The following is a 25,050-nucleotide window of genomic DNA, read 5'->3' on the forward strand; positions in this document are numbered from 1 at the left end:
GCGGCGCTGGTGACGCCGCGGCTGGACGCCGGGCTCGGCGAGGCGGCGCGGCTGTTCGCCCAGGCCTTCGGGCGGGCGACGGGGCTCTATGCCGACATCGGGGGCGCGGTCGTCGCCCGCGGCGTCCTGCAACTCGCGCCCGAGGCCCGCGACGCCGAGCGCTTCGGCAGGATCGTCGCGTCCGACGTCTTCGAGCCGGGAAGCCTTGCGATGCTGGACCCGGAAGCCGTCGCCGCCCGTCTGGGCGAGCCGGCGCCGGCGGCGCTCGACCAGGCCGGGGCCCTGGTGGTCGATCCCGCGCCGATCCTGGCCGCCTGGGCGGGCGAGCCGATCCGCGCCCGTGTCGCCTGCCTGGAGTGCGACGGGGAGAGCTGGCGGCTGCTGGACGCCGGGGGCGGTGAGATCGCCCGCGCCGACGCGGTGATCCTGGCCGCCGCGCTGGCCTCGCGCGACCTCGTCCCCGGCCTGCCGCTGCGGCCGGTGCGGGGCCAGGCGACGTTCGCGCCCGGCCTCTGGGCGCCGGCCGCGGCCTGGGGCGGCTACGTGCTGCCGACCCGCGACGGGATCCTGTTCGGCGCCACCCACGACCGCGACGACGCCGGCGCGGACCTCCGCGCCGGCGACCACGCCCGCAACCTCGACACCCTGGCCGGGGCGCTGCCGGCGCTGGCCGCCCGCGCCGCCGCCCTGCCGCTCGACGGCCGAGCCTCGGTGCGCGCGACGACGCCCGACCGGCTGCCCGTCGCGGGCGCGCTCGGCCCCGGCCTCTTCGCCCTGACCGGCTTCGGTTCGCGGGGCTTCTCGCTGGCCCCGCTGCTGGCCGAGCACGTGGCGGCGCTGGCGCTGGGCGCGCCGTCGCCCATCGGCGCGGCGGCCGCGGACCTCGTCGATCCCGGCCGTTTCGCCCGCCGCGCCGCGCGGCGCGGTTCCTAGGGTGCACGGGCGCGCCTATATTGCCGGGGTCGGGGGACGGCCCGAGGACCGAAGATGACCCTGAAGCTGCTTGCCCTGCCCCTCGCCGCCGCCGGCGTGGTGGCGCTCACCGTCGCGCCCGCGGCGCTCGCCAGGTCGCCGGCCGAACCCGCCGCTGCGGCCAAGGCCCCGGCCAGGACGCAGTGCTTCTGGACGCGCCAGATCAACAACTTCGCCTCGGACGACGACCGCGTCGTCAACGTCCGGGTCGGCGTGAAGGACGTCTACCAGTTCGAGATGTTCGGCCGCTGCGACGAGGTGGACTGGGCGCAGGGCATCGCCGTGCGCTCGCGCGGCTCCAGCTACATCTGCTCGGGCCTGGACGCCGAGATCATCGCACCGTCGACGCTGGGCCCGCACCGCTGCCCGGTCCGCACCGTGCGCAAGCTGAGCGACGACGAGATCAAGGCGCTGCCCAAGCGGGCGCGGCCCTGACGGAAAGGGCCCCGGAAACGCTCCGGGGCCCCATCCACGCCCTCTCCCGGGTCGGGATCAGAAGCGCTTCTTCACGCCGAACTGGAAGGTCCGGCCGAGGAAGTAGGCGTTCGTATAGTCGTAGTTGTACTGGCTGCGCGTGAAGGGCGGGTCCTTGTCGAAGACGTTCACGACGCCCGCCGTCACCTGCACGTCGCCCCACGGGATCGTGCCCGTGTAGATCAGGTCGTGGGTGACCTCGTCCTTGGTCTTCAGGAGCGAGGCGCCGACGATGTTGGTCGTGCCGCTCTTGAAGTGGGTGGTCCAGCGCAGGTTGTGGCCGTTGCGGTTGAACTGCACGTAGCCGTTCGAGCGCCACCGCGGATACGAGTAGAAGGCGCTGAGCAGCTCGGACTTGCCGGCCCGGTCCAGCGCCGCGGCGATGGTGAAGCCGTCCAGGGTGACGAGCGCGCCGCGCTTGTACTCGATCGTATAGGTGCCCTCGACGCCCAGGGTCAGGTCGCCGTCCCAGAAGAGTTCGGGGAAGACGTAGGTCGCCTGGAAGTCGACGCCGGAGGTGTCGACGCTGGGCCCGTTGATCAGGTTCGTGGTCACGGCCAGCAGCTTGGCCGGCGTGCAGTCGTCGGTGGCGGGATTGCCGTCGTCGGCGAACTGGAAGCGGGCGCGGAACGTGGCGTTCGCGCACTGCCAGGTCGACGCCGTGGCCGACGGGAACATGGTCGACACCAGGGCGGCGGCCGTCTCGTTGGTCAGCTCGTCCTTGAACTTGAACTTGAAGTAGTCGACCGTGGCCCGGAAGTTCCCGACGGTGACGATGGCGCCGACGTTGTAGGTGTCGGCCGTCTCGGGCTTCAGGTTCGGGTTGTTGTTGGTCAGCACCGGCCGGTAGAGCGAGCCCACGCCCGGCAGGTTGAACTGGGCCAGGTTCTTGGTGAAGCCCGGCGTCACGTCGCGTTGCAGCGGGGCGCGGAAGGTTGTGCCGGCCGAGCCGCGCAGGGCCAGGAAGTCGAACGGCTGGAAGCGCACCGAGATGCGCGGATTGGTGGTCGAGCCCACCGAGCCGCCGTAGTCCTCGAAGCGGATGGCGCCGTTGATCTCGAGGTTGTCGAGGATCGGCACCTTCACTTCGGCGAACAGCGACTTCACGTTGCGGTCGATGTCGAGCTCCTGGAGCGCCGAGTAGAAGGTGTAGGCGCCGGTGCCGCCCGAGCAGGTCGGCAGGCCGTCGCCGTAGGGCAGGCTGTCGACGCAGGGCGCGCTGTTGATGTCGTAGAAGTCGGGCGCGTTCACCTGCAGCCGGTCGTAGCGCCACTGCGCGCCGGCCGCCCAGCCGATCTTGCCGCCGGGCAGCTCGAGGGGAAGCTGGCCGTTGAACACCACCTCGCCGACCGCCAGCTCGGTGTAGGTGTCGGCCACGAGCTGGATGTGCATCCAGTCGAGCACTTCGGTGCTGTTCTGGACGTTGGCGTTGAAGAACGGGTTGGTCAGGCCCAGCGCCGGGTTGCCCGGATAGGCGTTGGCGAAGGGGTTGAACCACAGGCAGCCGCCCTGGCCGGGCGTGCCCGTCACGGGATTGCAGCGCGGGCCGCCCAGGCCGCGCAGGGCGAGTTGCAGCCGGGTGACCGAGATGTCCGGGCCCGCGCCGCCCTCGCCGTGGTTGCGCTGGTAGGTGGCCGACACCGTCATGCCGATGTCTTCGAAGATCTTGCCGCGCAGCGAGCCGCCGACGCGGAAGGCGGTGGCCTGCCGGCGCTGGTGGTCCGCGCCGTCCTCGAACAGCGGGTTGCCGCCGTAGCCTTCGGGACGCCACAGGGTCTGCGAGGTGATCGCCCCGTTGGCCGCCGCGTTGGCGCAGATGGCCGCGTTGGCCCCGGCGCAGTTGGCGGGCACGGCCAGATAGGCGAGCAGGCCAGGGTTGTTGGCCGGGATGTAGAAGCGCGACTGCTGGTTCAGGCCCACCGCCGGATAGGGCGACGTGCCGCCGCCCGGCGAGCCGCCGGACGCCAGGATCGGTGTCGGGAACTGGGTCGTCGACTGCGCCGGAGACACCCGCTCGGCGTCGACGGCGTGGCGGGCCCACAGGACCTCGCCGTGGAACAGCCAGTTGTCGGTCAGCTCGAAGTTCAGGTGGCCGAAGACGGCGTAGTGGTCCTCGTCGTTCACCAGGTTGTCGAACTGGGTGAACTGGAAGCGGCAGCCCGAGGTGGGCGCCGCGGCGTTGGCCAGCACGCCGCCCAGCTCGGTGCAGCCGTTGTCGAGGAAGCTCTGCGTGAAGCCGCCCGTGGCCTGCGGGTTGGCGAGCTGGGCCGCCGTGCCAGTCTGGAAGACGCCGGGGTTCGCGGCCGTGGACCAGCCGCCGAAGTTGTTCTCGGCGAACGGGCGCAGGGCCCAGTCGCGGTCGGTGGTGCGCAGCTCGCTGCGGCGGCGATAGGTGCCCGTGATCAGGGCGTCGCCACGGTCGAACTTCCAGCCGTGCGCGAGGTTGAAGTCGTAGTCGCCCTTCGAGCCGTCGATCAGCGTGTAGTTGCCGGCGACCTCGAAGCCCACGAGGTCGCGTCGGGTGATGAAATTGACCACGCCGCCCACCGCGTCCGAGCCGTAGGTCGCCGCGGCGCCGTCCTTGAGGATCTCGATCCGGCCGATGGCGATGCTGGGGATGAAGTTGATGTCGACCGCCTCGATGGCGATCGCCGCCGGCGAGTTGGCCATCCGCTGGCCGTTGAACAGCACCAGCGTCCGCGCCGAGCCGAAGCCCCGCAGGTTGACCGTAGCCGCGCCCGCGGCCGTGCCGAGGAAGCGGTTCGACTCACCGATGGAGCTCTGGGCCGCGGTGATGTTCTTGACCAGGTTCACCGTGGTCGGCGAGCCCTGCTTCTGCAGGTCCTGGGCGCCGATGACGTCGACCGGCTGGGCCGCGTCCTCGGGCGTGCCGGCGATGTAGGAGCCGGTCACGATCACTTCCTCGACCTCGGCCGGAGCCGATGCGGCCGTCTGGGCCGCTGCTGGATTGAAAAGTCCGAATGAAAGAGCCACGGCCAGCACGGAGCCGCCGCAGAAATAGCTGCGCTTGATCATGAATGTTTCCTCCCCCGTGGGCCGTCCGCGTCTAACGCGCGGAATTGCCTGGCCCTCCGGCGGGAGGATGATTGGCGCAAATTTGGGATTGCGCCAGAGAAATTACCGTTGCGGCAACATACCCGACTTCTGAATTTCAGGGGAAGACCCATCGTGGGAATCTTCGAGTGGATGCCGAGGAGAGGCGGTTAAAACCGCACCGGACCTTCGAAAAATGCCTTTTGAGCATCGATCATTTTGAGGGTGTCCGGGATGCGGCAAACACCGGTCTGTGGGAATTGTTGGGAAGGACAAAAAGAAGGGGACGCCGGTCGCCCGGCGTCCCCGATATTCGAAAATGCGCCCGTGGCGCGGTGTCGTCAGAACTTCTTGCGCACCCCGACCTTGAAGCTGCGGCCGTAGGGGTTGCCGATGAAGGGGTCGTAGTCCGCCTCGAGGCGCGCCGCGGACGGGTCGCGATCGAAGATGTTGAACACCGACGCGCTGACCGTCGTGTCCCAGGGCAACTGGAGACGATAGGTCATGTCGAGGGTGTAGAAGTCCTTCACCCGCAGGCCGGACGTGGTCAGCAGGCAGTTGGTGGCCGTGCCCGCCTGCGCATTGGCCACGTTGCAGTTCGCGGACGAACCGGTCTGCACCGTGGTCGGGCCGCGGTTGTCCGTGGCGCCGCCGACATAGGTCAGGTCGAAGCGCAGGTCGTGGTTCTCACGGCTCCATTCGGCATAGGCCGCGCCCCGCAGCTTCGACACGGTGCCGGGGAACCGGTCGTAGTTGGTGAAGCCCAGCGCGCTGTAGGCCGTCGACACCAGGACGCCGTTCAGCTTGAACTCGCCGATGTCGTACTTCACCAGCCGGCTGAACGAGAGGCCGGTGGTGATGTCGCCGCCGAACACGTCGCGCCAGCGGTAGTCGATGCTGCCGTCGATGCCGGTCACCTTGATCCGCGGACCGTTCACGGTGTCGGACCGGACGCGCTGGATGTCGTTGCCGACCGTCACGCCCTGGGTGCAGGTGTTGTTGTTGTTGAAGGTGATGAGGTCGCGCAGCGGGCTGCCGCAGTTGGCGAACTGGGTGCCGTTGCCGACCCCGCCCACCGCCGTGGCCACGATCTGCGCCGGCACGGTCGTGATCTGGTCCTCGACGTTGAAGTGCCAGTAGTCGACGATCACCCGCAGGCCGGACCGCTCGAAGATGCCGCCCACGTTGTAGGTGAACGCCTTCTCGGGGCCGATCGCCGGGTTGCCGGTGAAGTCGACCGACTTGAAGTTGTTGCCCGCCGCCTGGATGCCGCTGAGGCCGGTGACGGCGTTCGACGAGCGGTTGCCCGGGGTGGGCCCACGGAAGGTGGTGCCGACCGAGCCGCGCAGGGCGAACTCGTCGATCAACTGCCACTTCATGGCCAGCTTCGGGTTCACGGTCGAGCCGGTCTGGCCGCCGTAGTCCTCATAGCGGATCGCCGCCTGGGCGTTGATCTTGTCGGTGATCGGCAGGCTGGTTTCGGCGAACACGGCGTAGACCGAGTCGTCGAGCTGCTGCGGCGTGCCCTGGCCCAGGAAGATGTAGGGGCCGGTCGGGAAGGCGCAGTTGGTCTGGCCGGCCACCGGACAGGGCGCGACGCGCGAGTCCTGGAACGGGCTGCGCAGCGAGGACTGGAAGTCGGTGGCGCGGTACTGCGCCCCGGCCGCCCAGCCGACGGCGCCGCCGGGCAGGCTGATGCCCAACTCGCCGTTGAAGACCAGGTCGACGACCATCAGGTCCTGCCGCTGCTGGGTCTGCGAATTGAGCTCGTAGATCCAGCGGATCAGCTCGGGGCTGTTGGCGTTGGCCGAGACGTAGCCGGGGTTCGTCAGGCCCAGCGCCGGGTTGCCGGCGTAGCCGTTCGAGAACGGGTTGAAGTAGAGGCAGCCGTTGGCGCCGGGCGTGTTGCCGGTGCAGTTCGGGCCGCCGAGGCCGTTCAGCGCGCGCTGGAGGCGGTCGATGAAGATGTCCGGCGTGGACTGGCGGTTCTGGGTGCGCGAGTAGCTGACGCCCAGGTCGTAGCCGATGTCGCCGAACGGCAGCACGCCGGTCAGCGCCGCCGACACCCGGTAGACGTTGTAGTTGCGGTAGCCGATCTGGCCGCCGTCGTCGAAGATCGGGTTGCCGCCCGCCCCCAGCGGGCGGAACAGGGTCAGCGAAACGCGGCTGGTGGCGGCGATCTGGGCCGGCGTCAGGCCCGCCTGCTGCAGGGCGGTGAGCGCCCCGGGGTTGGTGATCGGCGTCGAGAAGACGCCCACGCTGCCCGGGCCCGTCGGGCCCTGGATCGGCGGGAACGCCGGCGAGAAGCGCATCCGCGGCAGGTCGGTCTTGGCCCAGTAGGCGTCGATGTGGAACTTGGTGTCCGCGTTGAGGTCGACGTTGACCTGGCCGTACACGTGGTAGCGGTTCTCGGTCTCGATCAGGTTGTCGAACGGGATGTAGCTGAAGTAGCAGGCCGCCGTCGTGCCGCTGAAGCCGGCGTAGCCGCCCACGGCCTCGCAGTTGGCGTCGCGCGTCACGCCCGCCGTCGGCGCCCCGGCCGCGGTCACCGGCAGGAACGCCGGCGGCTGCCCCAGGACCGACCAGCCCGACGGGTTCTCGAGATAGGGCCGGAACGCCCAGTCACGTTCGCTCGCCTGCAACTGCGAGCGGTGCTGGTAGCCCGCCGAGACCATGAAGTCGGCGTTGTCGAAGCTCTTCCCGTAGATGGCGTTGGCGGTGTAGTCGCCGTTCGAGCCGTCGACGAGGCGATAGTCGCCGCTCACCTCCAGGCCGTTGAAGCGGTTGCGGGTGATGAGTTCACCACCCCGGCGATGGCGTCGGAGCCGTAGGTCGCCGCGGCGCCGTCCTTGAGCACCTCGACGCGGCCGATGGCCGAGACGGGCAGCAGGTTGGTGTCGACGCCGCCGCTGCCGGCGCCCGCCGACGAGACGACCCGGCGGCCGTTCACCAGCACGAGCGTCCGCAGGCTGCCGAGGCTGCGCAGGTTGATGGAACCCGCCCCGACCTGGCCCTGGGCCGCGGTGGAGAACTGGTTGGAGTCGCCCAGCACCGGCCCGCTGACCGGCAGGCTCTTGATCAGCTCGATGGTGTTGGGGGAACCGCGCTTCTGGAGTTCCTCGACGCCGATCACTTCGACCGGCAGCGCGGCGTCTTCCGCCGTCCCGCGGATGAACGACCCGGTGACGACCACTTCCTGCACGGCCGCCGGCTCGGCGGCGGTCTGGGCGACCGCAGGCGCGGCGAGACCCAGGGCGGTGGCGACGGCAAACGCCGACCCACCGCAGAATTGACTGCGTTTGTTCATGTGATTTTGTCCTTCCCTCCCCGTGTCAGCGGCCCGCGTCTTTTGCGCGGATCCACCCCCGGGACCGTTGTGATCTTGTCCGGCTTTCGGAAACTTGGATACCCGTGTTTGGAAAAACGCGGGTCCGTCAATATGGCGTCGATCCCAGGCCCCATAAAGGATTGAGCGCCGCCGGGTGGCCGGCGGCGCTCAAGGTCGGATGCGGTTCGTCCCGGATCAGAAGCGCTTCTTCGCCGAGATCTTGAAGACCCGGCCCAGCGGGTTGCCCGTGAAGGGGTCGTAGTTCAGGTCGAGGCGGGCGAACGACGGGTCGCGGTCGAAGAGGTTGTCGACCGAGAGCACGATCGTCGTGTCCCAGGGCGCCTTCCAGCGGTAGTCGAGGTCGACCAGGACGGTCGACTTGATGTTCGAGCCCTTGGTCACGACCTGGCCGGTCTGGGCGTTGGGCACGAGGATGCCGGCGCCGGGCACGTCGGCCCGCTGGTCGTGGTAGGAGTCGATATAGCTGGCCGTCAGCCGGATGTTGTGGGCGCCCAGCGTGTATTCGGCGAAGGCCTGGCCCTTCCACTCCGGCAGCGGCGTGGCCGAAAGCTGGTAGTTCAGCAGGCCGACGGCGTTGTACCCGCGCTGCACGACCACGCCGCCGACCGAGAAGTCGTCCAGCTTGTAGTTGATCGTGTAGGTGGCCGAGACGCCTACCCGCGCGCTGCCGCCCGCGAACACCTCGCCGAAGTCGTAGTCGGCCAGGAAGTCGATGCCCGAGGTCTTCAGGTCGGGCCCGTTGACCACGAAGCTCGCCACCCGCGAGATGTTGGCCTGGCCGCAGGTCCCGCCCGAGAAGGTGAAGCGCGCCTGCAGCCCGGCGAAGGCCGGGTTGTTGCAGTTCGTCGCCGCGCCGCCCGGGAACATGGCCGCGACCATGGCGCCCGAGGGTTCGGCCACGATCGGCTTGCGGAAGTCGAAGCGCCAGTAGTCGATCGTCGCCTTCAGGCCGCCGGTGTTGAAGATCAGGCCGGCCGTGTAGTTGTCGGCCTTCTCCGGATTCAGGTTCGGGTTGCCCGTGAAGTCGATGGCGCGGAAGGCGCCGCCGATGAACGAGAAGCCCGTGCCGGTCGAGGGGTTCAGCGACGCCAGCGGCGGGCCGCGGAACGTGGTGCCCGCGCCGCCGCGGACGGCCAGCCAGGGCGTGATCTGCCAGCGCAGCGAGGCCTTCGGGTTGAAGGTCGATCCGACCTGGCCGTTGTAGTCCTCGTAGCGGGCGGCGAGCTGGAGCTGGATGGCCTCGCTGAACGGCACGGAGACTTCCGCGAAGCCGGCGTAGACCTGCTGGTCCAGGTCGGCCTTGCTGGCGGTGGCCAGGAACAGGAAGGCGCCCGCCTTGCCGCCGCAGTTGGTCGAGCCGTTGACGACGGTGTCGATGCAGGGCGTGACGTCGGCGTCGCCGAAGCCGTTGTACTTGCTCTCGAAGACGTCGTTGCGGAACTGCACGCCGGCCGCCCAGGCCACCGGCCCGCCGCCGAGCTCGATGCCGGTCTCGCCCGTCACCACCGCGTCCACCACGAACAGGCGCTGGGCCTGCTTGGTCGAGAGCTGCTGGAAGAACCAGCGGATCACGTCGGGGTTGTTGGCCGCGGAGGCCACGTAGCCGGGGTTCGCCTGGCCGGTGATCGCGTTGGCCTGGATGGCGTTGGAGAACGGGTTGAAGTAGTAGCAGCCTAGCGCGGTGTTGCCGGCGTTGGTGGTGAAGTTGTTGGTCTCGGCCGCCGTGCAGCCGCCGGCCGCGCCGCTGGCCGTCGAGCCGAAGCCGCGAAGGGCGAGCTGGAGGCGCGACACCAGGGTGTCGTAGCCGGTCCGGCGCGCCACCTCCTGGCCGTAGGTGACCGCGAGGTCGTAGCCCAGGCCGCCGAAGGGCAGGTCGCCCTTGAGGTTCGCCGAGACGCGGTAGGCCTCGTACTGGCGCAGGCCTTCCGAGGGCCGGCCGTCGTCACCGAAGATCGGGTTGCCCTGGAACGACAGCGGCCGGTAGCGCACGCCGGGAATATGGACGCCGGTCGCCGCGGCCGGGATCGCCGTCGGGTTGGCCGCCCGATACGCGATGAGGCCCGGGTTGTCGGCCGGCACGAAGTAGCCCTGCAGCAGGGCCGGCGTCAGCGTGCTGACCGTCGGGTTGGTGAGCGCGGTCGGGGATTGCAGCGCGAGGTACGACGGCGAGGTCTTCCAGCGCGGCATGTCCGTCTTGGAGTAGAGCGCCTCGACGTGGAGATGGTGGTTCTCGGAGAGGTCGGCGTTGATCTCGCTGTAGATCTGGAACCGGTTCTCATGCTCGATGAGGTTGTCGTACTCCGAGAAGTGGAAGTTGCAGGCCGGCAGCGCGCCGCCGACGGCCGCGCCGCCCAGGGGCGTACAGCCGTTGTCGAGCTGGAAGCCGGCCAGCGGCGTCCAGGCCCCGGTGGCCGTCTGGGTGATCGGCGCGAAGGCCGTCACGCTGGAGCCGCCCGACCAGCCGCCGACGTCGTTCTCGGCGAAGGAGCGCACCGCGAAGTCGCGGTCGATCACCTTCAGCTCCGAGCGGTGCTGGTAGCCGGCGGTGAGCAGGATGTTGCCGTTGTCCCAGGCGTGCCCCCAGATCGCCGAGGCGTCCCAGTCGCCCTTCGAGCCGTCGATGTACTTGTAGCTGCCGCCGACCTCGAGGCCGTTGAAGTTGGTGCGGGTGATGAAGTTGACCACGCCGCCGATGGCGTCCGAGCCGTAGGTCGCCGCAGCGCCTTCCTTCAGGATCTCGACCCGGCCGATGGCGGCCGTGGGCAGGATGTTGGTGTCGACGATGCCCGAGGCGCCCTGGCCGAACGGGTTGGGCGCCATGCGGCGGCCGTTCAGCAGCACCAGGGTCCGCGCGGCGCCGAGGCCGCGCAGGTTGATCGAGCCCGAGCCCTCGGAGCCCTGGGCGCGCGTGTCGAACTGGTTGGTGTCGCCCAGCACGCCCGAACTGACCGACATGCCCTTGATGAGTTCGAGGGTCGAGGGTGCGCCCTGCTTCTCGAGGTCTTCCTGGCTGATGACGTCGACCGGAAGCGCCGCGTCCTCCGGCGTCCCGCGGATGAACGAGCCGGTGACGACCACTTCCCCGATCTCGGTGGAGCTGGCCTGACCGGCGGCCTGGGCGGCCTGAGCCTGGGCCTGGCCCGAAACGCCCAGCGTCGCCAGAGCGGCAAGCACCGACGCACTGCAGAAGAATCTGCCCTTCGACATGGTTTTCCTCCCCTCGGAAGCCTCGTGTGTGGGCCCGCCTGAGTGGGAGGATTAAGAGGGTGATTATTGCAGCCCTGCCACAGAAATTCCGACGTTCGCACAACGATGTCCGTCGAACGCGGCGCCGACGCAACAGGTTATGACGTAGGGAAATGCTTCAATCTGCCGCAGGGGAAACGCCGAGATACCTGACGTTACCGATCGGGTGATCGCGGTTCAGGCTTCCGCATCGAAATCTGCGGTCGGCTCTTCCCCGGTTCCCAACGGGAAGCCGAGTTCGCGAGGCGCCGCCGGCTTGACCGGGAACCCGGTCCGCGGCGCCTGCCCGCACCGACAGGCCGCCGGGTTCGACGCCCTGTGGCCAAGGCTGTCCCGATCGGAGATCGACGCGCCTGTCGGGCGAATATTGTTGCGCGGGCTCGGCGGGCGCGCTCAGTCTGGCGGCGATTGGGGGATGTGCGACGGGCGCGGCCGCCGCCGAGGCGGCGCCTGTCGGGGCGGGGATCTTGCGCATGGGCTTGAGTTGGCAGCTTCGGAATGCGGGCGACAGGCTCGTCGGCGCGCCGGAGGGCCGCGTGGACGAGACGACCTGGGAAGCGTTCTGCGGCCACCTGACCGCGGCGGTGCGCGACGCCGCGGCCGCGGGCCTCCCGCTGGTCGTCGACCTCAGCAAGCTCGAATACATGTCGTCGCGCGGCCTGCGGGCGCTGACCATCGGCCGGCGCGAGGCGGGCGAGGCGGTGAAGATCACGCTGGCCGCGCCCAACGACCGGATGCGCGAGATCCTGGCCATCAGCCGTTACGACAAGCTGTTCACCATCGCCGACAGCGTCGACTCTTGAGCACCCGATCGGGGACGGAGGGGATTTCTTCGATGCTGGTACGCTTCTGGGGCACCCGTGGGTCACTTCCGGTGGCCCGCCCTGCGCTGGCGATCCAGGGCAAGATCGCTCGCGCGCTGGTCGCCGCCGGCGGGCGCAGGTTCGTCGGTGAGCTCGAAGCCGACACGTGGGCGCGCAACAACCTCGAGTTCTCGACCTACGGCAGCTACGGCGGCGCCAGCTCCTGCGTCGAGATCGAGGCCGGCGAGGACTGCTTCTTCATCTGCGACATGGGCTCGGGCCTGCGCGAGTTCGGCATCGACGCCTTCCGCCGCTGCGCCGAGGGCCACCCCCGCGTCTATCATTTCTTCCTCTCCCACCTGCATTGGGACCACATCATGGGCTTCCCGTTCTTCGGGCCGGCCTTCGATCCGGGGGCGCACATCTACGTGCATTCGGGGCACCCCGACGCCGAGGAGGCGCTGCGCCGCCAGCAGGAGGAGATCAGCTTCCCGGTGCCGTTCGACTGGCTGAAGGCCAGGATCGAATTCATCGTCCACAAGCCGGGCGAGACCTTCGAGGTCGCGGGCGTGACGGTCAGCCTGGCCACCCAGTACCACAGCCACGACTCGTACGGCTTCCGGTTCGAGAAGGGCGGCAAGGCGGTGATCTACTCCACCGACTCCGAGCACAAGATCGACAACATGGAGGCCGAGGCCGCCTTCGAGGCCTTCTTCAGGGACGGCGACCTGGTGATCTGCGACACCATGTACTCGCTGGGCGACACCGTCAGCCTGAAGCAGGACTGGGGCCACTCCTCCAACGTGGTGGCGGTCGACCTCTGCCACGCGGCGCACGCCAGGCGGCTGGTCCTGTTCCACCACGAACCCACCTATTCGGATCGCGATATCCAGCGCATGCACGGCGAGACGATCCGCTATGAAGAGCTGGTGCGCGCCGACCGGCCGCCGCTGGAAGTGCTGTGCGCCTATGACGGACTCGAAATCAGGGTCTGACGCCGACGGGCCTGCAAGGGCGCGGGCCGGCCGCTTCGGACTCAGCATGCCGCGCGGCGGCGCCCTGACGGAACTGGACCGCGGGGCGCGGGCGCGGGTGCGCTCGGCCGGGCTGATCGCGGCGATCCTGGTCGCGCTGCTGCTGGCGGCCGCCGGCGCGCTCCTGCGCCAGCCGCTGTTCGACCTGGCGCAGAACCTCGCCCCGCCGCCGCGGCCGACCCAGCAGGTGGTGGTCGTGGCCATCGACGCGCCCAGCCTCGCCGCCGTCGGCGGCTGGCCCTGGTCGCGCTACACCATGGCGCGGCTGACCGAGCAGATCGCCGGCCGCGGCGCCAGGGCGATCGGCTTCGACTTCCTGTTCCCCGAGCCCGACCGCCAGGCGCCCGCCGACTTCGTCAAGCTCTATCCCGAGCTGTCGGGCGGCGCGGCCGGCGAGGTTGCAAGGCTGCCGTCCATGGACGCGGTCTTCGCCCGGGTGATCGGGCGCAGCCCCGTGGTGCTGGCGCGCGCCGGCGTGGGCGACGAGACCTTCGACAGGCTGGACGACGACGAGGAGGCCGCCGCCCCCGCGCCCTTGCCGCCCGACGTCGAGTTCCAGGGCCCGGCCGCCCGCGCGATCCCGGTCTATCCGACCGTCGTCGCCAACCTCGACATCCTGGACGGCGCCGCCCTGGGCCATGGCCTCGCGAACGGGCCGCCCGACACCGACGGGGTGATCCGCCGCGTGCCGCTGCTGGGCCGGGCGGCGGGCGCGCTCACCCCCAGCCTCGCCCTGGACCTGGTCCGCGTCGGCGAAGGCGAGAGCATCATCCGGCTCGAGGGGACGCGGGACGCGCTCTCCGCCATCCGCCTGGGCCGCCACCGCGTCCCGGTCGACGCAGGCGGCCGCGTCGAGCTGCGCTTCGCTGCGCAACCGCAGGCCAGGGAGAAGGGCCTCGCCGACTTCATGACCTATTCGGCGGCCGACCTGCTGCGCCAGGGCGTGCCGGCCAACGCCTTCGAGGGCAAGCTCGTGCTGGTCGGCCTGACCGCCGCCGGCACCTCCGACGTGGTGACCACGCCGCGGGCGCCCGAGACCTACGGCGTCTTCGTGCAGGCCCAGGCGGTCGATGCGATCCTGCGCAGCGCCGCCCTCGAGCGGCCGGCCTGGGCGCCCCTGGTGGAATGGGGCGTCGGCCTGGCCCTGGTGCTCCTGGCCTGGTTCGCGGTGCCGCGGTTGTCGCTGGGGCAGATCTCGGCCATCGCGGCCGTGGAGATCGGGGCCGCCTTCGCCGCCGGCGCGATCGCCTTCCAGCAGAACCTGATCCTCGATCCGCTGCCGATGCTGGTCCCGGGCGCGGCGACCTCGGGCGTGATGATCGTGCTGCTGTTCGTCGAGGGCCGGCGCGTGCAGACGCGCCTGCGCGGCCAGCTCGAGGACGAGCGGCTGTCGGCCGCGCGCATCTCGGGCGAGCTCGCCGCCGCCAGCGAGATCCAGTCGGGGATGCTGATGCCGCGGGCCGAGCTCGCCCGCGTGTCGCCCGCCGTCGAGATCGACGCGGCGCTGCAGTCGGCCAAGACGGTCGGCGGCGACCTCTACGACGCCTTCCCGTTTGACGACGGCCGGGTCTGCTTCCTGGTGGGCGACGTCACCGGCAAGGGCGTGCCGGCCTCGCTCTTCATGGCGCTGTCCAAGGCGCTGTCGCGCAGCCTGTTGATGCGCCCTGCCACGCCCCTCGACACGGCCATCGAGGAGATCAACCGCGAGCTCAGCCGGGACAACCGCCAGGCCATGGCCGTCTCGCTGCTCGTCGGCGTCCTGCATCCCGGGGACGGGCGCCTCGACCTGGTGAGCGCCGGCCACGAGAACCCGCTGGTCGTCGGCCCCGACCGGAGCGTGCGCGAACTGCGGCTGGACGGCGGGCCGGCGCTCTGCGTCGCCGACGACTTCCCCTATCCGGTCGAGACCCACACGCTGGCGCCGGGGGAGACCCTGGTGTTCTTCACCGACGGCCTGACCGAGGCCCAGGCCCCCGACGGCAGCCTCTTCGACCGTGACCAGATGCTGGCCGCCGTCTCCGAGAGCGCCCGGGTCGGGACGCTCACCGGCATGGTCGACGGCATCGTCTCGCAGGTGCGCCTCTTCGAGGCCGGCAGCGAACCCACCGACGACCTCACCGTGCTGGCCGTGCGGCTGAAACCGGCCGCCTAGGCCGATCGGCGGCGCGTCGGCGCCGTGTCGATTCAACCACGAAGAGCACGAAGAGCACCAAGGCGCCGCGGATGGGCTGGGTGCAGCGCACTTCTCCGACTCTTCGTGATCTTCGTGTCCTTCGTGGTTGAAATAGCGCGCCTGCGGCGCATGCCGCGCCGACAGGTTGCGCGCCCCTCGGTCGTCAGCTTGCGGACGACACTCGGGATCGGGTCCGGGGCAGGCGCTTCTCCCGCAAGGGGCGGAAGCTCGCGCAGGGCGCTCTGCCGATATCGGCCGGCCTAGTAGCGGAGCACGACCTCGACGCGGCGGTTGGCCGGCTCGGCGGTGTTGTCGGGCGTCTTGACCAGCGGCTCGCGCTCGCCGCGGCCGGCGACCTTGCTGTTCTCGACCGGCAGGCCTTCCTTCACGAGCAACGCGCGGATGTCCTCGGCGCGCTTCAGCGAGAGCCGGTCGTTGGCGTCCGACGAGCCCACGGTGTCGGTGTGCCCGGTGATCTGCACGTCGGAGTTGGCGTTCACCGCCTTCTTCAGCGCCTCGAGGATCGGCGCGGACTCCGTCGTGATGTCGCTGGTGCCTTCGTAGAAATAGAGGACGTAGGTCTGCGGCGGGTACGGCATGCGGGCGGCCAGGTCGCCGAACCACGGCTTCCTGGCGTCCACCGCCTTGGTCTTGAGCGCGCCCTTGCCGGCGAGGCTGGCCTCGGTATCGGCCATGGCGATCTCGCCGCGCTCGGCCCCGGTCTGGGGATCCAGGACCGCCACGGCGCCCGCGCCCTTGCCGTCCTCGTTGGACAGCAGCGCCACCCTCTGCGAGGCGCAGCCGGCGGTCAGCAGCGTGGCGACCGCCAGCGCGGCCGCCAGGCGGGGCGCCAGCCTCACTGCTTCACCTCGACGGCGAACCGGGTGCCCCGCGCGGCCAGGAGCGAGGTGGGCGTGCGCACCCGCATCGCGTCCTTGTTCTCCTTGGCGATCTGGCCCGAGACCACGGCCAGCGAGCCGCGGTCGATCGTGGTCAGCGACGAGCCCTTGTGCGTCGTGTCGTCGAACTCGAACTGGGTCAGCGCGATCCGGCTGTTCGGGCCGACCGAGAAGCGGGAGTTGTCGACGAAGGTGAGCCCGATGCGTCCGTCCTTCCCGGTCTGCAGTACATCCGAAACCTGCAGAAGGACGCCCGGCGCCGCCGGCGTGACCGCCTTGCCCCGCACCACCGACGCCGATCCGACCACGGTCTTGATGCGTCCGATCTCGGCCCAGGCCATGCCCGGCGTCGACAGGGCCGCGGCCATCAGCAATCCTGCAAGCCATGCTTCGCGCATGCGACACTCCCCTTTTGAGGCCCCAGTCATAACCTACCTGAGCGCCCATCCGAAAGCCGTCGTCGCACGGTTGCCCGGCGACCGCACCGCCGTGGCCCGCGCCCTGGGCGTGGCGCGGCGGTTCTGCGAGGGCGCGGGCGTGGGGCCCGACTGCGCCGACAAGCTGTCGATCGTCGTCGAGGAATGGATGGTCAACGTGGTCGAGCACGGCCGTCCGGCCCCTGGCAGCCGCATCGCGCTGCGCCTCGTGCGCGAGCCCGCCTGCGTGCGCCTGGTCGTCACCGACGCCGGGACCTTCTTCGACCCGCGCGAGGCGGTGTTCGAGGGACCGAACCTCGACCGGGGCGGCGGCGCCGGCCTGGAGCTGATCCGCGCCTGGACCCGGATCGCCGGCTACGGACGCCGCTCGGGCCGCAACCGGCTCGTGCTGGAGATGCCGGTCGGGTGAGCGCCCGGGGCGGACAGCCTCGCCCTGAGGCGCGGTGGCGACTCAGCCACCGTCTGTTCACGACGCGGCCGAAGCTGGCCGCCTCGGCCACCCTCGGCATCGCCGCGGGCGTCGGCGCGACCCTGCTCGGCCACTGGCCCGCCATGAGCGTCATCGTGGGCTGGGACAGCTTCTGCCTCGCCTACCTGACGCTGGTCGCCGTGCTCGCCCTCGGCCAGGGGCCCGACGAGATCCGCGCCCGCGCGGCGGTGGAGGACGAGGGCCAGGCGGTGATCCTGCTGCTCATCGTGGCGGCGCTGCTCGCCAGCCTGGGGGCCGTGGGCCTCGAACTCGGCCTCGCCAAGCACCAGCACGGCCAGGCCCGCACGTGGCACGTGGCCGGCGCGGTCGCCACGGTCGCGGCCTCCTGGCTCACCATGCAGGTGATCCTGGCGATCCACTACGCCCACGAGTTCTACACCGCCGACGAGACGGGCCAGGACGCGGGCGGCCTCGCCTTCCCCGGCGACGAGCCGCCCGACTACTGGGATTTCATCCACTTCTCGATCGTGATCGGCGTGGCCGCCCAGACCGCCGACATCGCCATCACCGCCAAGCGCCTGCGCCGGCTCGCCACCTGGCACAGCCTGATGGCCTTCGGCTTCAACGCCCTCATCGTGGCGCTGGCCATCAACCTCGTCGCCGGCCTCTTCTGAGGACGGGAGATCGCCTTCGGAACCCTCCCGGCGGCGCGCGGGCCGCTCCCGAGTCGAGCCGAAGATCGGCGCAAGCGCCGGCCAGGTTGTGAAAATAGTGCGGATGACCTGAAGGTGTGCCCGTCGAGGGGAAACGCCCTCATTCCGCGCCAGGCCCCACCGCGGGCCCGGCCGGTCCACTCAACTCTCAGAAGAATCGAATCCCCTTGTTCGGTGAGTTTGTTACGGTTGACGAAGGGTGAATGCCGGCGCCGTGCAACCGGGTGCGGGACGGCGAGTCTGTAGATGGGGGTTCGCATGCGTGTAGTCGCGTTGGCCGTGGCGTCTTTCGGGCTCCTCTGGGGCTCGTCGGCGATGGCCCAGATCAGCAACATCCACGCCAATGCCGGGTCGTCCTATACCGAGCCCGCGTTCGCCTGCGACTATTCGCCATGCACGCGCACGGTCGACCTGGGCGACGGCGCCGGCCAGTTCCCGCCGCCCGGCGGCGAAACCCTGCCCACGGGCGGCGCCAGCTTCAACTCGTTCGTCGACATCGGCGCCAGCGCGATCACCTTCGAGAGCTCGCACGCGATCTCGCAGGGGCCGTTCACGAGCTTCTCGTCGTCGTCGACGGTGGTCTTCGACTTCTACACCGACAGCTCGAGCGCGGATTTCCACTCCGAGATCACGCCGCAGGGCCTGGGCTTCTACCTGGCCGACACCAGCGGCGGCTGCCTCTTCACCAATAGCTGCGTGCAGGTCTCGGACGAGCTGCACAACTTCGGTGAGCTCAATATCGCCGGATCGGGGCACTTCCTGGGCGGGGTCGGCTTCACCTTCGAGATCCTCGACAACGAATCCTCCATCTACACGCTGAGCGGCCTGCTGATCCTGGAGAAGAACCCGGACTGCTATTCCGGCTACTGCTTCATCGACGGCCTGACGATGTCGGAGGGCCTCGTGCCGGCCGACGTCCTGGCCGGCTTCTCGCAGCAGACCGACCCGTTCGACCTGTCCGCCCGGGCCTACGGCTGGGGCGCGACCGACGTGAATCTGGTCCTAGATTCGGGCTATCACACGATCCAGTACAGGACGAGCGTCTTCAGCTTCACCAACGCCGACTGCATCGACGGGTCGATCTGCCTGATCGCCTACTCCGGCTTCGGCGATCCCATCGGCCGCGGCGGGGCGATCGACGCGCTGGCGGCGCGCGGCGACGTGGGCGTCTTCACGCACCAGGACGGCGAACTGATCCAGGGCCTGAACTTCTCGCCCCAGACGTTCCGCCTCAGCGTCCGCGACGGCCAACTGGACTACTCGCCGGGCGGCGTTCCCGAGCCGGGGACCTGGGCGCTGATGATCCTGGGCTTCGGGGCCGTCGGCGCGATGGTCCGCCGCCGTCGCACCGCCCTGGCCTGATCGCAGGTCTGACGGCTGGACATCATTCAGGGCGGTCGTCTCGGCGGCCGCCCTCTGTCGTCGGGCTTACGTCGACCACTCAACCCTCAGAAGAATCGAGTCCCGCCCTCCGGAGCGCGTGTTATGGATTAAGGAAGGGTGAATGCCGGTTCCGCTGTCGCTGGGACGGACCGGCGGTCGATGGGGGTTTTCATGCGTAAGGTCGCGTTGGCTGTCGTGTCGATGGCGCTCTTCGGAGCCGGGTCGGCGGCGGCGCAGGACATCAGCAACATCACCGCGTCGGCAGGATCGTCGTACTTCACGCCCAACTTCTACTGCGACCTGGCCGACTGCGGGCCGCGGGAGACGACGCTGGGCGGCGGCGCGGGCCAGTTTCCGCCGGCCGGCGGCGAGGTTCCGCCCACGGGCGGCGCGAACTACAACTCGTTCGTCGATGTCGGCGCCAACGCGATCACGTTCGAAAGCTCGCACTCGGTGGCGCAGGGGCCGTTCGACAGCTTCTCGTCGTACTCGGAAGTCGGCTTCACGTTCGAGAACTACAACCCCTACGAGCCGGTCAACTTCCACTCCGAGATCACGCCGCAGGGCCTGGGCCTGTACCTGGCCGACACCAGCAACGGCTGCCTGTTCACCAATAGCTGCGCGCAGGTCTCGGACCAGCTCTACACCTTCGCCGACCTCGCCGACGCGAACAGCGGCATCCTGGGCGCCGTCGGCTTCAGCTTCGAGATTATGGACAACGACGTGGTCCTCTACTCGCTGAGCGGCTTCCTCGCGCTGCAGGCCAATCCGGACTGCCCGGACGGCTACTGCTTCGTCCAGACCCTGACGGGCGAGGGGGACGCCGGGAACTACCTGAACGGTTTCGCGCAGCAGACCGACGACTTCGACCTCTCGGCCCGCGCCTACGGCTGGGGCGCGACCGACGTCTACATCGACCTGGGCTACGGGACCCACAACATCACCTACAAGACCTCGGTCTTCAGCACCTCGGGCGGCAACTGCATCGGCGACACGGGGAACATCTGCCTGGTGGCCTACTCGGGCTTCGGCGATCCCATCGGCCGCGGCGGCGCCATCGACGCGCTGAGCCTGGCCGCCTTCGACGTGGGCCTGTTCACCCACCAGGACGAGGACCTGATCGGCGGCCTGAACTTCTCGCCGCAGACCTTCCGGCTGTACTACGCGAACGGCGAGCTGACCTACGCGACGGCTGGCGTTCCCGAGCCCGGGACGTGGGCCCTGATGATCGCCGGCTTCGGAATTCTGGGAGCGGCGTTGCGGCGTCGTCATATTCCGGCGCATATCTAGCCCTGCATGGCAGGAACAACGGCGCCCGGGGGCGGTCCGTCGGAAGACGGTCGCGCCTACCGGGCTTTCATCAGCTATAGCCACCGCGACAAGGAACACGCGGCGTGGCTCCACCGTACGGTGGAGGGCTACCGCATTCCGAAGAAGCTGGTCGGCAAGGTGACGTCCGTGGGCCCGGTGCCGAACCGGCCCTCGCCGATCTTCCGCGACCGCGACGAACTGCCGGCCTCGGCCGACCTGGGCGGCGAGCTGACCGCGGCCCTGCAGCGCTCGATGTTCCTGATCGTGATCTGCAGCCGCGCCTCGGCCAAGTCGCACTGGGTGATGCAGGAGATCCTGCGCTTCAAGCAGATGCACGGCGAGGCGCGCATCCTGGCGCTGATCGTCGACGGCACGCCCTACGGCTCGAACACGCCGGGGCAGGAGGACGAGGAGTGCTTCCCGCTCAGCCTCCGCTACAAGCTGGGGCCGGACGGCGAGCTCTCGGACGTGCCCGCCGAGCCGATCGCGGCCGACCTGCGCCCCGAAGCCGACGGCAAGCGCCTGGCGCAGATGAAGCTGATCGCGGGCCTGACCGGCCTGCGGCTCGACGAACTGGTCCAGCGCGAGGCCCAGCGGCGCAACCAGCGCCTGATGATGGTGGCCTCGGGCGCCATGGCCGGCATGGTCATCACCGGGGGCCTGGCCGTCTACGCCAACTTCCAGCGCATCGAGGCCGACCGGCAGCGGATGATCGCCGAGAAGGAATCGGCCGCCGCCCGCGCCGCCTCGGACTACCTGGTCTCGACCTTCGAGCTGTCGAACCCGGCGACGGAGAACCCCGAGACGATCACGGCGCGCACCATCCTCGGGCGAAGCGTCGAGCGGGCGTCCACCGAGCTCAGGGACCAGCCCGAGATCCAGGTGCGCCTCGTGGCCACCCTGGGCCGCGCCTACAACAACCTCGGCCTGCTGGACGAGGCCAAGGGGGCGGTGGAGTCGTCGCTGTCGGCGATCCAGAGGTCGGGCGCGGACGGCGCCGAGGCGCTGCTGGTGCTGGCGGCGACCTATGTGCGGCAGGGCGCGCTGGACAAGGCCGACGCCACCGTCAACCGGGCGCTGGCGCAGCTCGGGACCGACCCCAAGAGCCACCCCGAGATCCGCGCCCAGGCGGCGCTGACCCAGGGGCGCATCGCCATCGCCAGGTCGGACCCCAAGGCCGGCGTCGCGGCCTTCGACCGGGCGCTGGCCTTCTATCGCGCCGAGCCGGACTCGCCGCCCAAGGCCATGGCGCTGGCGCTGAACAACCGCGGCATCCTGCTGTCCGACGCCGGGCGGTTCGACGAGGCGAACGCGTCGCTGACGGAGTCGCTGGCGATCTACCGGCGCACGCTGGGCGAGACGCACCTGTCGACGGGGCGCGCCTGGTTCGCCCTGGCGCAGAACTCGTTCAACGCCGGCAAGCTGCCCGACGCCGAGCGCGAGATCGCCCGCGCGCTGGATATCCAGCGGGTGGTGCTGGACAACGACAACCCGATCCTGGCCGACACGCTCTCGATGCAGGGCCAGATCCTGCAGGGGCGCGGCAAGCTGGCCGACGCGGAGATCTCGCTGCGCGAGGCGGTGGCCATCTATCGCAAGGCGTTCAAGGACCGGCCGCACTACCTGATCGGCATCGCCGACGTGTACCTGGCGCTGATCGAGGCCGATGCGGGGCGCACCGACGCGGCGCTCGCCACGCTCGACGACGCCAAGCGGAACTACGACGGCAGCTACGGCGGCCTGCACCCCAACCACGGCGACCTGCTGGTCAACCGCGCCAAGATCCTGGCGAAGGCCGGGCGGATGGCGCAGGCGAAGTCGGACTGCGCCGCCGGCATCGAGATCCTGAAGAAGACCCTGGGCGCCGACGCCAGCTTCACCAAGCACATGGCCGGCGAATGCGCCGCGCTGGGCCAGGCCAAGCAGGCGAAGCTGTAGCGTCCTGTCGTGCGGGTCTTCCGGATCTGGTGGCGCGTCGGCGCCGCTTTGATTGAACCACGAACCCACACGAAGACACACGAACGCGTCGGAGATGGCCTCGGCGTCGCGCGCCCCTGCGGCCGGTTCGTGTGTCTTCGTGTGGGTTCGTGGTTCCGAATGACGGACCCAGGCTTTGCTTTGGGGAGGCGCAGAATCTCGCGAGCTCGTGCGAAAACTGAGCCAGCAAGAGAAGTCTGGGTCCCCGCATCCGCGGGGATGAGCGGTGTTTTGGGGTGAGCACCCCTCGGAACGCGCCCTAAGCGCGACGCGCGCGATCCGCCTGCATCTGCGGCGACTGGGTCGCGGTGACGGTGCGCGGTTCGAGACGCTCGCCGCAGGCTTCGCAGGCCAGGTGCGGGTGGGCGTCGGCGACGCCGCAGGCGACGCAGCCGTAGGTCAGGGGCGGGGTCTCGCGGCCCTGCCAGCGGTCGCCCCAGGTGGTCAGGGCCACGAGCACCGGCCACAGGCCCTCGCCCTTCGCCGTGAGGCGGTATTCGTAGCGGACCGGGCGTTCCTGGTAGGTCCTTCGCTCGACGATGCCGAGGCCTTCCAGCCGCTTGAGCCGGCCGGCGAGCGAGCTGTCGGACACGCCCATCTGGGCGGCGAGGCCGTCGAAGCGACGGTTGCGGAGCATCAGCTCCTTCACGATCAGCAGGCTCCAGGCGTCGCCCACCTCGGCGAGGGCGCCGGCGAGGGCGCAGGTCAGGCCGCCCAGTTCGCTGCGTTTCATGCCGCCCAGCCCAGCCTGCCCGAAAAGGTGACGCCTCCGTCACTTTTTGAGTCACTTCGAATTTGAAAGTTGATATCGTGCCGGCGCGCCCGGGGCAACCGGGCGGAAGGGAGCCGCCATGAGCCAGACCGCATCGCCGACCGGGATCCTGATCGAGGCGGAGGATTTCGCCAGCTACGGCGGCTGGGTGCTGGACTCCCAGTTCGAGACGCAGATGGGCTCGCCCTACCTGCTGGCGCGCGGGCTGGGGCGGCCGGTGGCGGACGCGACGACGACGGTCGCGGTGGCCGAGGCTGGCGGCTACCAGGTCTGGGTGCGCACGCGCGACTGGGCCGCGCCGCATGCGCCGGGCCGGTTCAGGCTGTCGATCGGCGGCGTGGCGCTGGCCGCCGAGTTCGGCGCGAACGGCGAGGCCTGGGCGTGGCAGCCGGCCGGGACCGTGTCGCTGCCCGCGGGCGAGGTCGCCCTGGCGCTGCACGACCTGACCGGCTTCGACGGGCGGTGCGACGCGATCTATCTCGGCCGCGACGGAACGGTCCCGCCGAACGCCGTGGACGACGCGAGCCGGCGGTGGCGCCGCGCGCTGCGCGGGCTGCCGGACCAGCCGGAGGCCGCGGGCGACTTCGACGTGGTGGTGGTCGGCGGCGGCGTCTCCGGCTGCGCGGCGGCGCTGACGGCGGCGCGGCTGGGCCAGCGGGTGGCGCTGATCCACGACCGGCCGGTGCTGGGCGGCAACGCCAGCAAGGAGATCGGGCTGATGCCGCGCGGGGCCCAGGGCCGGCTGCTGCACGAGCTCGCGCAGCGCACGCCGGACGGCGACCTCGCGGCGCTGTCGCTGCTGGAGGCCGAGCCGACGGCCAGCGTCTTCCTGGAGCACCGGATCGTCGCGGCGGCCCGCGAGGGCGACAGGATCGTTTCGGTCGACGCCGTCGAGGCGAAGGGCGGGCGCGAGCGGCGCTTCACGGGGCGCATGTTCATCGACACCTCGGGCGTGGCGATGGCGGGCGTGCTGGCCGGCGCCGAGACGATGTTCGGCCGCGAGGCGCGTTCGGAGTTCGACGAGGGCTACGCCCCCGAGGCCGCCGACGCGATGCACCACGGCAACACGCTCTTCTTCCGCACGCGGATGGCCGACCACCCGGTCCCGTTCCCCGACGTGCCGTGGGCGACGGAGATCTCGAAGGACTACGCGAACCTCAGCGGGCAACTGGTGAAGTCGGGGCAGGAGAACGGGCCCGGGCCGATGGCCGGCGCGAACCCGGACAACCCGACCTTCCAGTTCAGCGCCGATCCGACACAGGCCTGGATGAACCAGTTCCCGGCGACGCACTACTGGGAATACGGCCAGTGGCTCGATCCCTACACCTCGGGCGAGCGGGTCCGGGACTATCTGATGCGGGCGCTCTACGGGACGTTCTCGAACGTGAAGAAGCTGGAGCCCGAGGCCTACGCCAACCTGGAGTTCGACTGGATGGCGTTCGTGGCGGCCCAGGGGGAGTTCCGGCGCTATCGCGGCGACCATGTGCTGACCGAGAACGACGTGCGCAACCAGACGCGGTTCAACGACCTGCTGGTGGCCAACGACGGCTTCTTCTGCATCCACTGCGCCTGGGCGCCCGAGGAGCTGGCGAGGGGCGAGGGGAGGTACGACTTCCGCCTGAAGGACTGGATCATGGACGTGCGCGACCAGCAGCCCTACGGCATCCCGTTCCGCTGCCTCTACTCGGCCAACATCGACAACCTGATGATGGCGGGCAAGCACATCAGCGTGACGCACGTGGCGGGCTCGTCGGTGAAGCTGATGGGCAACGGCGCCCAGCACGGGATCGCGGTGGCGGCCGCGGCCTTCCTCTGCAACCAGCATGGGACGACCCCGCGCGGCCTGCTGGACGACCGCTTCGAGACGCTGCGGACGCTGGTGGACGGCCTCACCGGCCACGACCACGACACGACGAGCCATCCGCCGACCCGGAAGTTCGTGGCCGTGCCGGGCTAGGCGCATCGGCGGCGACTTCTGCTAGGATGTGCGGGAAATCCGGCCCGGGCCGGACCGATGGAGGAG

At 70.0% G+C, this 25,050-nt stretch carries 18 protein-coding genes; 11 read left to right on the forward strand and 7 right to left on the reverse strand.

Annotation, left to right across the window (positions count from 1 at the left end):
- Together KF737_RS18905 and KF737_RS18910 are read left to right on the forward strand one after the other, a co-directional pair.
- The coding region (locus KF737_RS18905; protein WP_296458698.1) for an FAD-dependent oxidoreductase at positions 1-933 on the forward strand (933 nt) is incomplete at its 5' end.
- A 54-nt stretch (positions 934-987) separates the two neighbouring features.
- The gene (locus tag KF737_RS18910; RefSeq protein WP_296458701.1) at positions 988-1,407 is read left to right on the forward strand and encodes a DUF6491 family protein; all 420 of its coding nucleotides are present in this window, start codon (positions 988-990) and stop codon (positions 1,405-1,407) included.
- 57 nt (positions 1,408-1,464) lie between these two features.
- On the opposite strand, the gene KF737_RS18915 is transcribed toward KF737_RS18910, so the two are convergent.
- The 4 genes from KF737_RS18915 to KF737_RS18930 all read right to left on the reverse strand — a co-directional run bounded on the left by KF737_RS18915 (position 1,465) and on the right by KF737_RS18930 (position 11,056).
- On the reverse strand, positions 1,465-4,482 hold the full coding sequence (locus tag KF737_RS18915) for a TonB-dependent receptor (protein ID WP_296458704.1): 3,018 nt from the start codon (positions 4,480-4,482) through the stop codon (positions 1,465-1,467).
- A 359-nt stretch (positions 4,483-4,841) separates the two neighbouring features.
- The gene (locus tag KF737_RS18920; protein WP_296458706.1) at positions 4,842-7,265 is read right to left on the reverse strand and encodes a TonB-dependent receptor; all 2,424 of its coding nucleotides are present in this window, start codon (positions 7,263-7,265) and stop codon (positions 4,842-4,844) included.
- A complete protein-coding gene (locus tag KF737_RS18925) occupies positions 7,262-7,807 on the reverse strand; it encodes a TonB-dependent siderophore receptor (RefSeq protein ID WP_296458709.1) in 546 nt (181 codons plus the stop codon). Before KF737_RS18925 ends, KF737_RS18920 begins: the two co-directional genes overlap by 4 nt.
- Positions 7,808-8,023: 216 nt before the next feature.
- Positions 8,024-11,056: a TonB-dependent receptor gene (locus KF737_RS18930; RefSeq protein WP_296458712.1), complete on the reverse strand. Its 3,033-nt coding sequence runs from the start codon at positions 11,054-11,056 to the stop codon at positions 8,024-8,026.
- A 512-nt stretch (positions 11,057-11,568) separates the two neighbouring features.
- On the opposite strand from KF737_RS18930, the gene KF737_RS18935 reads away from it, so the two are divergent.
- The 3 genes from KF737_RS18935 (at position 11,569) to KF737_RS18945 (ending at position 15,084) form a co-directional block, all read left to right on the forward strand.
- Complete coding sequence (locus KF737_RS18935; RefSeq protein WP_296458714.1) at positions 11,569-11,898, forward strand: STAS domain-containing protein; 330 nt, start codon at positions 11,569-11,571, stop codon at positions 11,896-11,898.
- 71 nt (positions 11,899-11,969) lie between these two features.
- Complete coding sequence (locus KF737_RS18940) at positions 11,970-12,893, forward strand: MBL fold metallo-hydrolase (RefSeq protein ID WP_296458717.1); 924 nt, start codon at positions 11,970-11,972, stop codon at positions 12,891-12,893.
- A gap of 46 nt (positions 12,894-12,939) precedes the next feature.
- Positions 12,940-15,084 (forward strand): CHASE2 domain-containing protein, encoded by a 2,145-nt coding sequence (locus KF737_RS18945; RefSeq protein ID WP_296458719.1) that lies wholly within the window; start codon positions 12,940-12,942, stop codon positions 15,082-15,084.
- A gap of 281 nt (positions 15,085-15,365) precedes the next feature.
- On the opposite strand, the gene KF737_RS18950 is transcribed toward KF737_RS18945, so the two are convergent.
- Both KF737_RS18950 and KF737_RS18955 read right to left on the reverse strand, forming a co-directional pair.
- Positions 15,366-15,965, reverse strand: coding sequence for an OmpA family protein (locus KF737_RS18950; protein WP_296458723.1), 600 nt, complete (start codon positions 15,963-15,965; stop codon positions 15,366-15,368).
- Positions 15,962-16,372: a FecR family protein gene (locus KF737_RS18955; RefSeq protein ID WP_296458726.1), complete on the reverse strand. Its 411-nt coding sequence runs from the start codon at positions 16,370-16,372 to the stop codon at positions 15,962-15,964. Before KF737_RS18955 ends, KF737_RS18950 begins: the two co-directional genes overlap by 4 nt.
- Before the next feature lie 28 nt (positions 16,373-16,400).
- Between KF737_RS18955 and KF737_RS18960 the strand changes: the two genes are divergently transcribed.
- The 5 genes from KF737_RS18960 (at position 16,401) to KF737_RS18980 (ending at position 22,216) form a co-directional block, all read left to right on the forward strand.
- The gene (locus tag KF737_RS18960) at positions 16,401-16,850 is read left to right on the forward strand and encodes an ATP-binding protein (protein WP_296458728.1); all 450 of its coding nucleotides are present in this window, start codon (positions 16,401-16,403) and stop codon (positions 16,848-16,850) included.
- Entirely contained in the window at positions 16,847-17,545 is a 699-nt protein-coding gene (locus KF737_RS18965; RefSeq protein ID WP_296458731.1) for a DUF1345 domain-containing protein, read from the forward strand. The genes KF737_RS18960 and KF737_RS18965 overlap by 4 nt, the downstream gene beginning before the upstream one ends.
- Positions 17,546-17,842: 297 nt before the next feature.
- On the forward strand, positions 17,843-18,946 hold the full coding sequence (locus KF737_RS18970; protein WP_296458734.1) for a PEPxxWA-CTERM sorting domain-containing protein: 1,104 nt from the start codon (positions 17,843-17,845) through the stop codon (positions 18,944-18,946).
- A 192-nt stretch (positions 18,947-19,138) separates the two neighbouring features.
- Positions 19,139-20,257 (forward strand): PEPxxWA-CTERM sorting domain-containing protein, encoded by a 1,119-nt coding sequence (locus KF737_RS18975; protein ID WP_296458735.1) that lies wholly within the window; start codon positions 19,139-19,141, stop codon positions 20,255-20,257.
- Positions 20,258-20,263: 6 nt separating this feature from the next.
- The gene (locus tag KF737_RS18980; RefSeq protein WP_296458740.1) at positions 20,264-22,216 is read left to right on the forward strand and encodes a toll/interleukin-1 receptor domain-containing protein; all 1,953 of its coding nucleotides are present in this window, start codon (positions 20,264-20,266) and stop codon (positions 22,214-22,216) included.
- Between the two features lie 298 nt (positions 22,217-22,514).
- Here the strand turns inward: KF737_RS18980 and KF737_RS18985 are convergent, their stop codons facing one another.
- Complete coding sequence (locus KF737_RS18985) at positions 22,515-22,988, reverse strand: helix-turn-helix domain-containing protein (protein ID WP_296458745.1); 474 nt, start codon at positions 22,986-22,988, stop codon at positions 22,515-22,517.
- A 118-nt stretch (positions 22,989-23,106) separates the two neighbouring features.
- Here KF737_RS18985 and KF737_RS18990 point away from each other — a divergent pair, with 118 nt between their 5' ends.
- The gene (locus KF737_RS18990; protein ID WP_296458748.1) at positions 23,107-24,984 is read left to right on the forward strand and encodes an FAD-dependent oxidoreductase; all 1,878 of its coding nucleotides are present in this window, start codon (positions 23,107-23,109) and stop codon (positions 24,982-24,984) included.
- Positions 24,985-25,050: the final 66 nt, after the last annotated feature.

Origin of the sequence: Phenylobacterium sp. (assembly GCF_019636135.1) — a bacterium.
GTDB lineage: Bacteria > Pseudomonadota > Alphaproteobacteria > Caulobacterales > Caulobacteraceae > Phenylobacterium.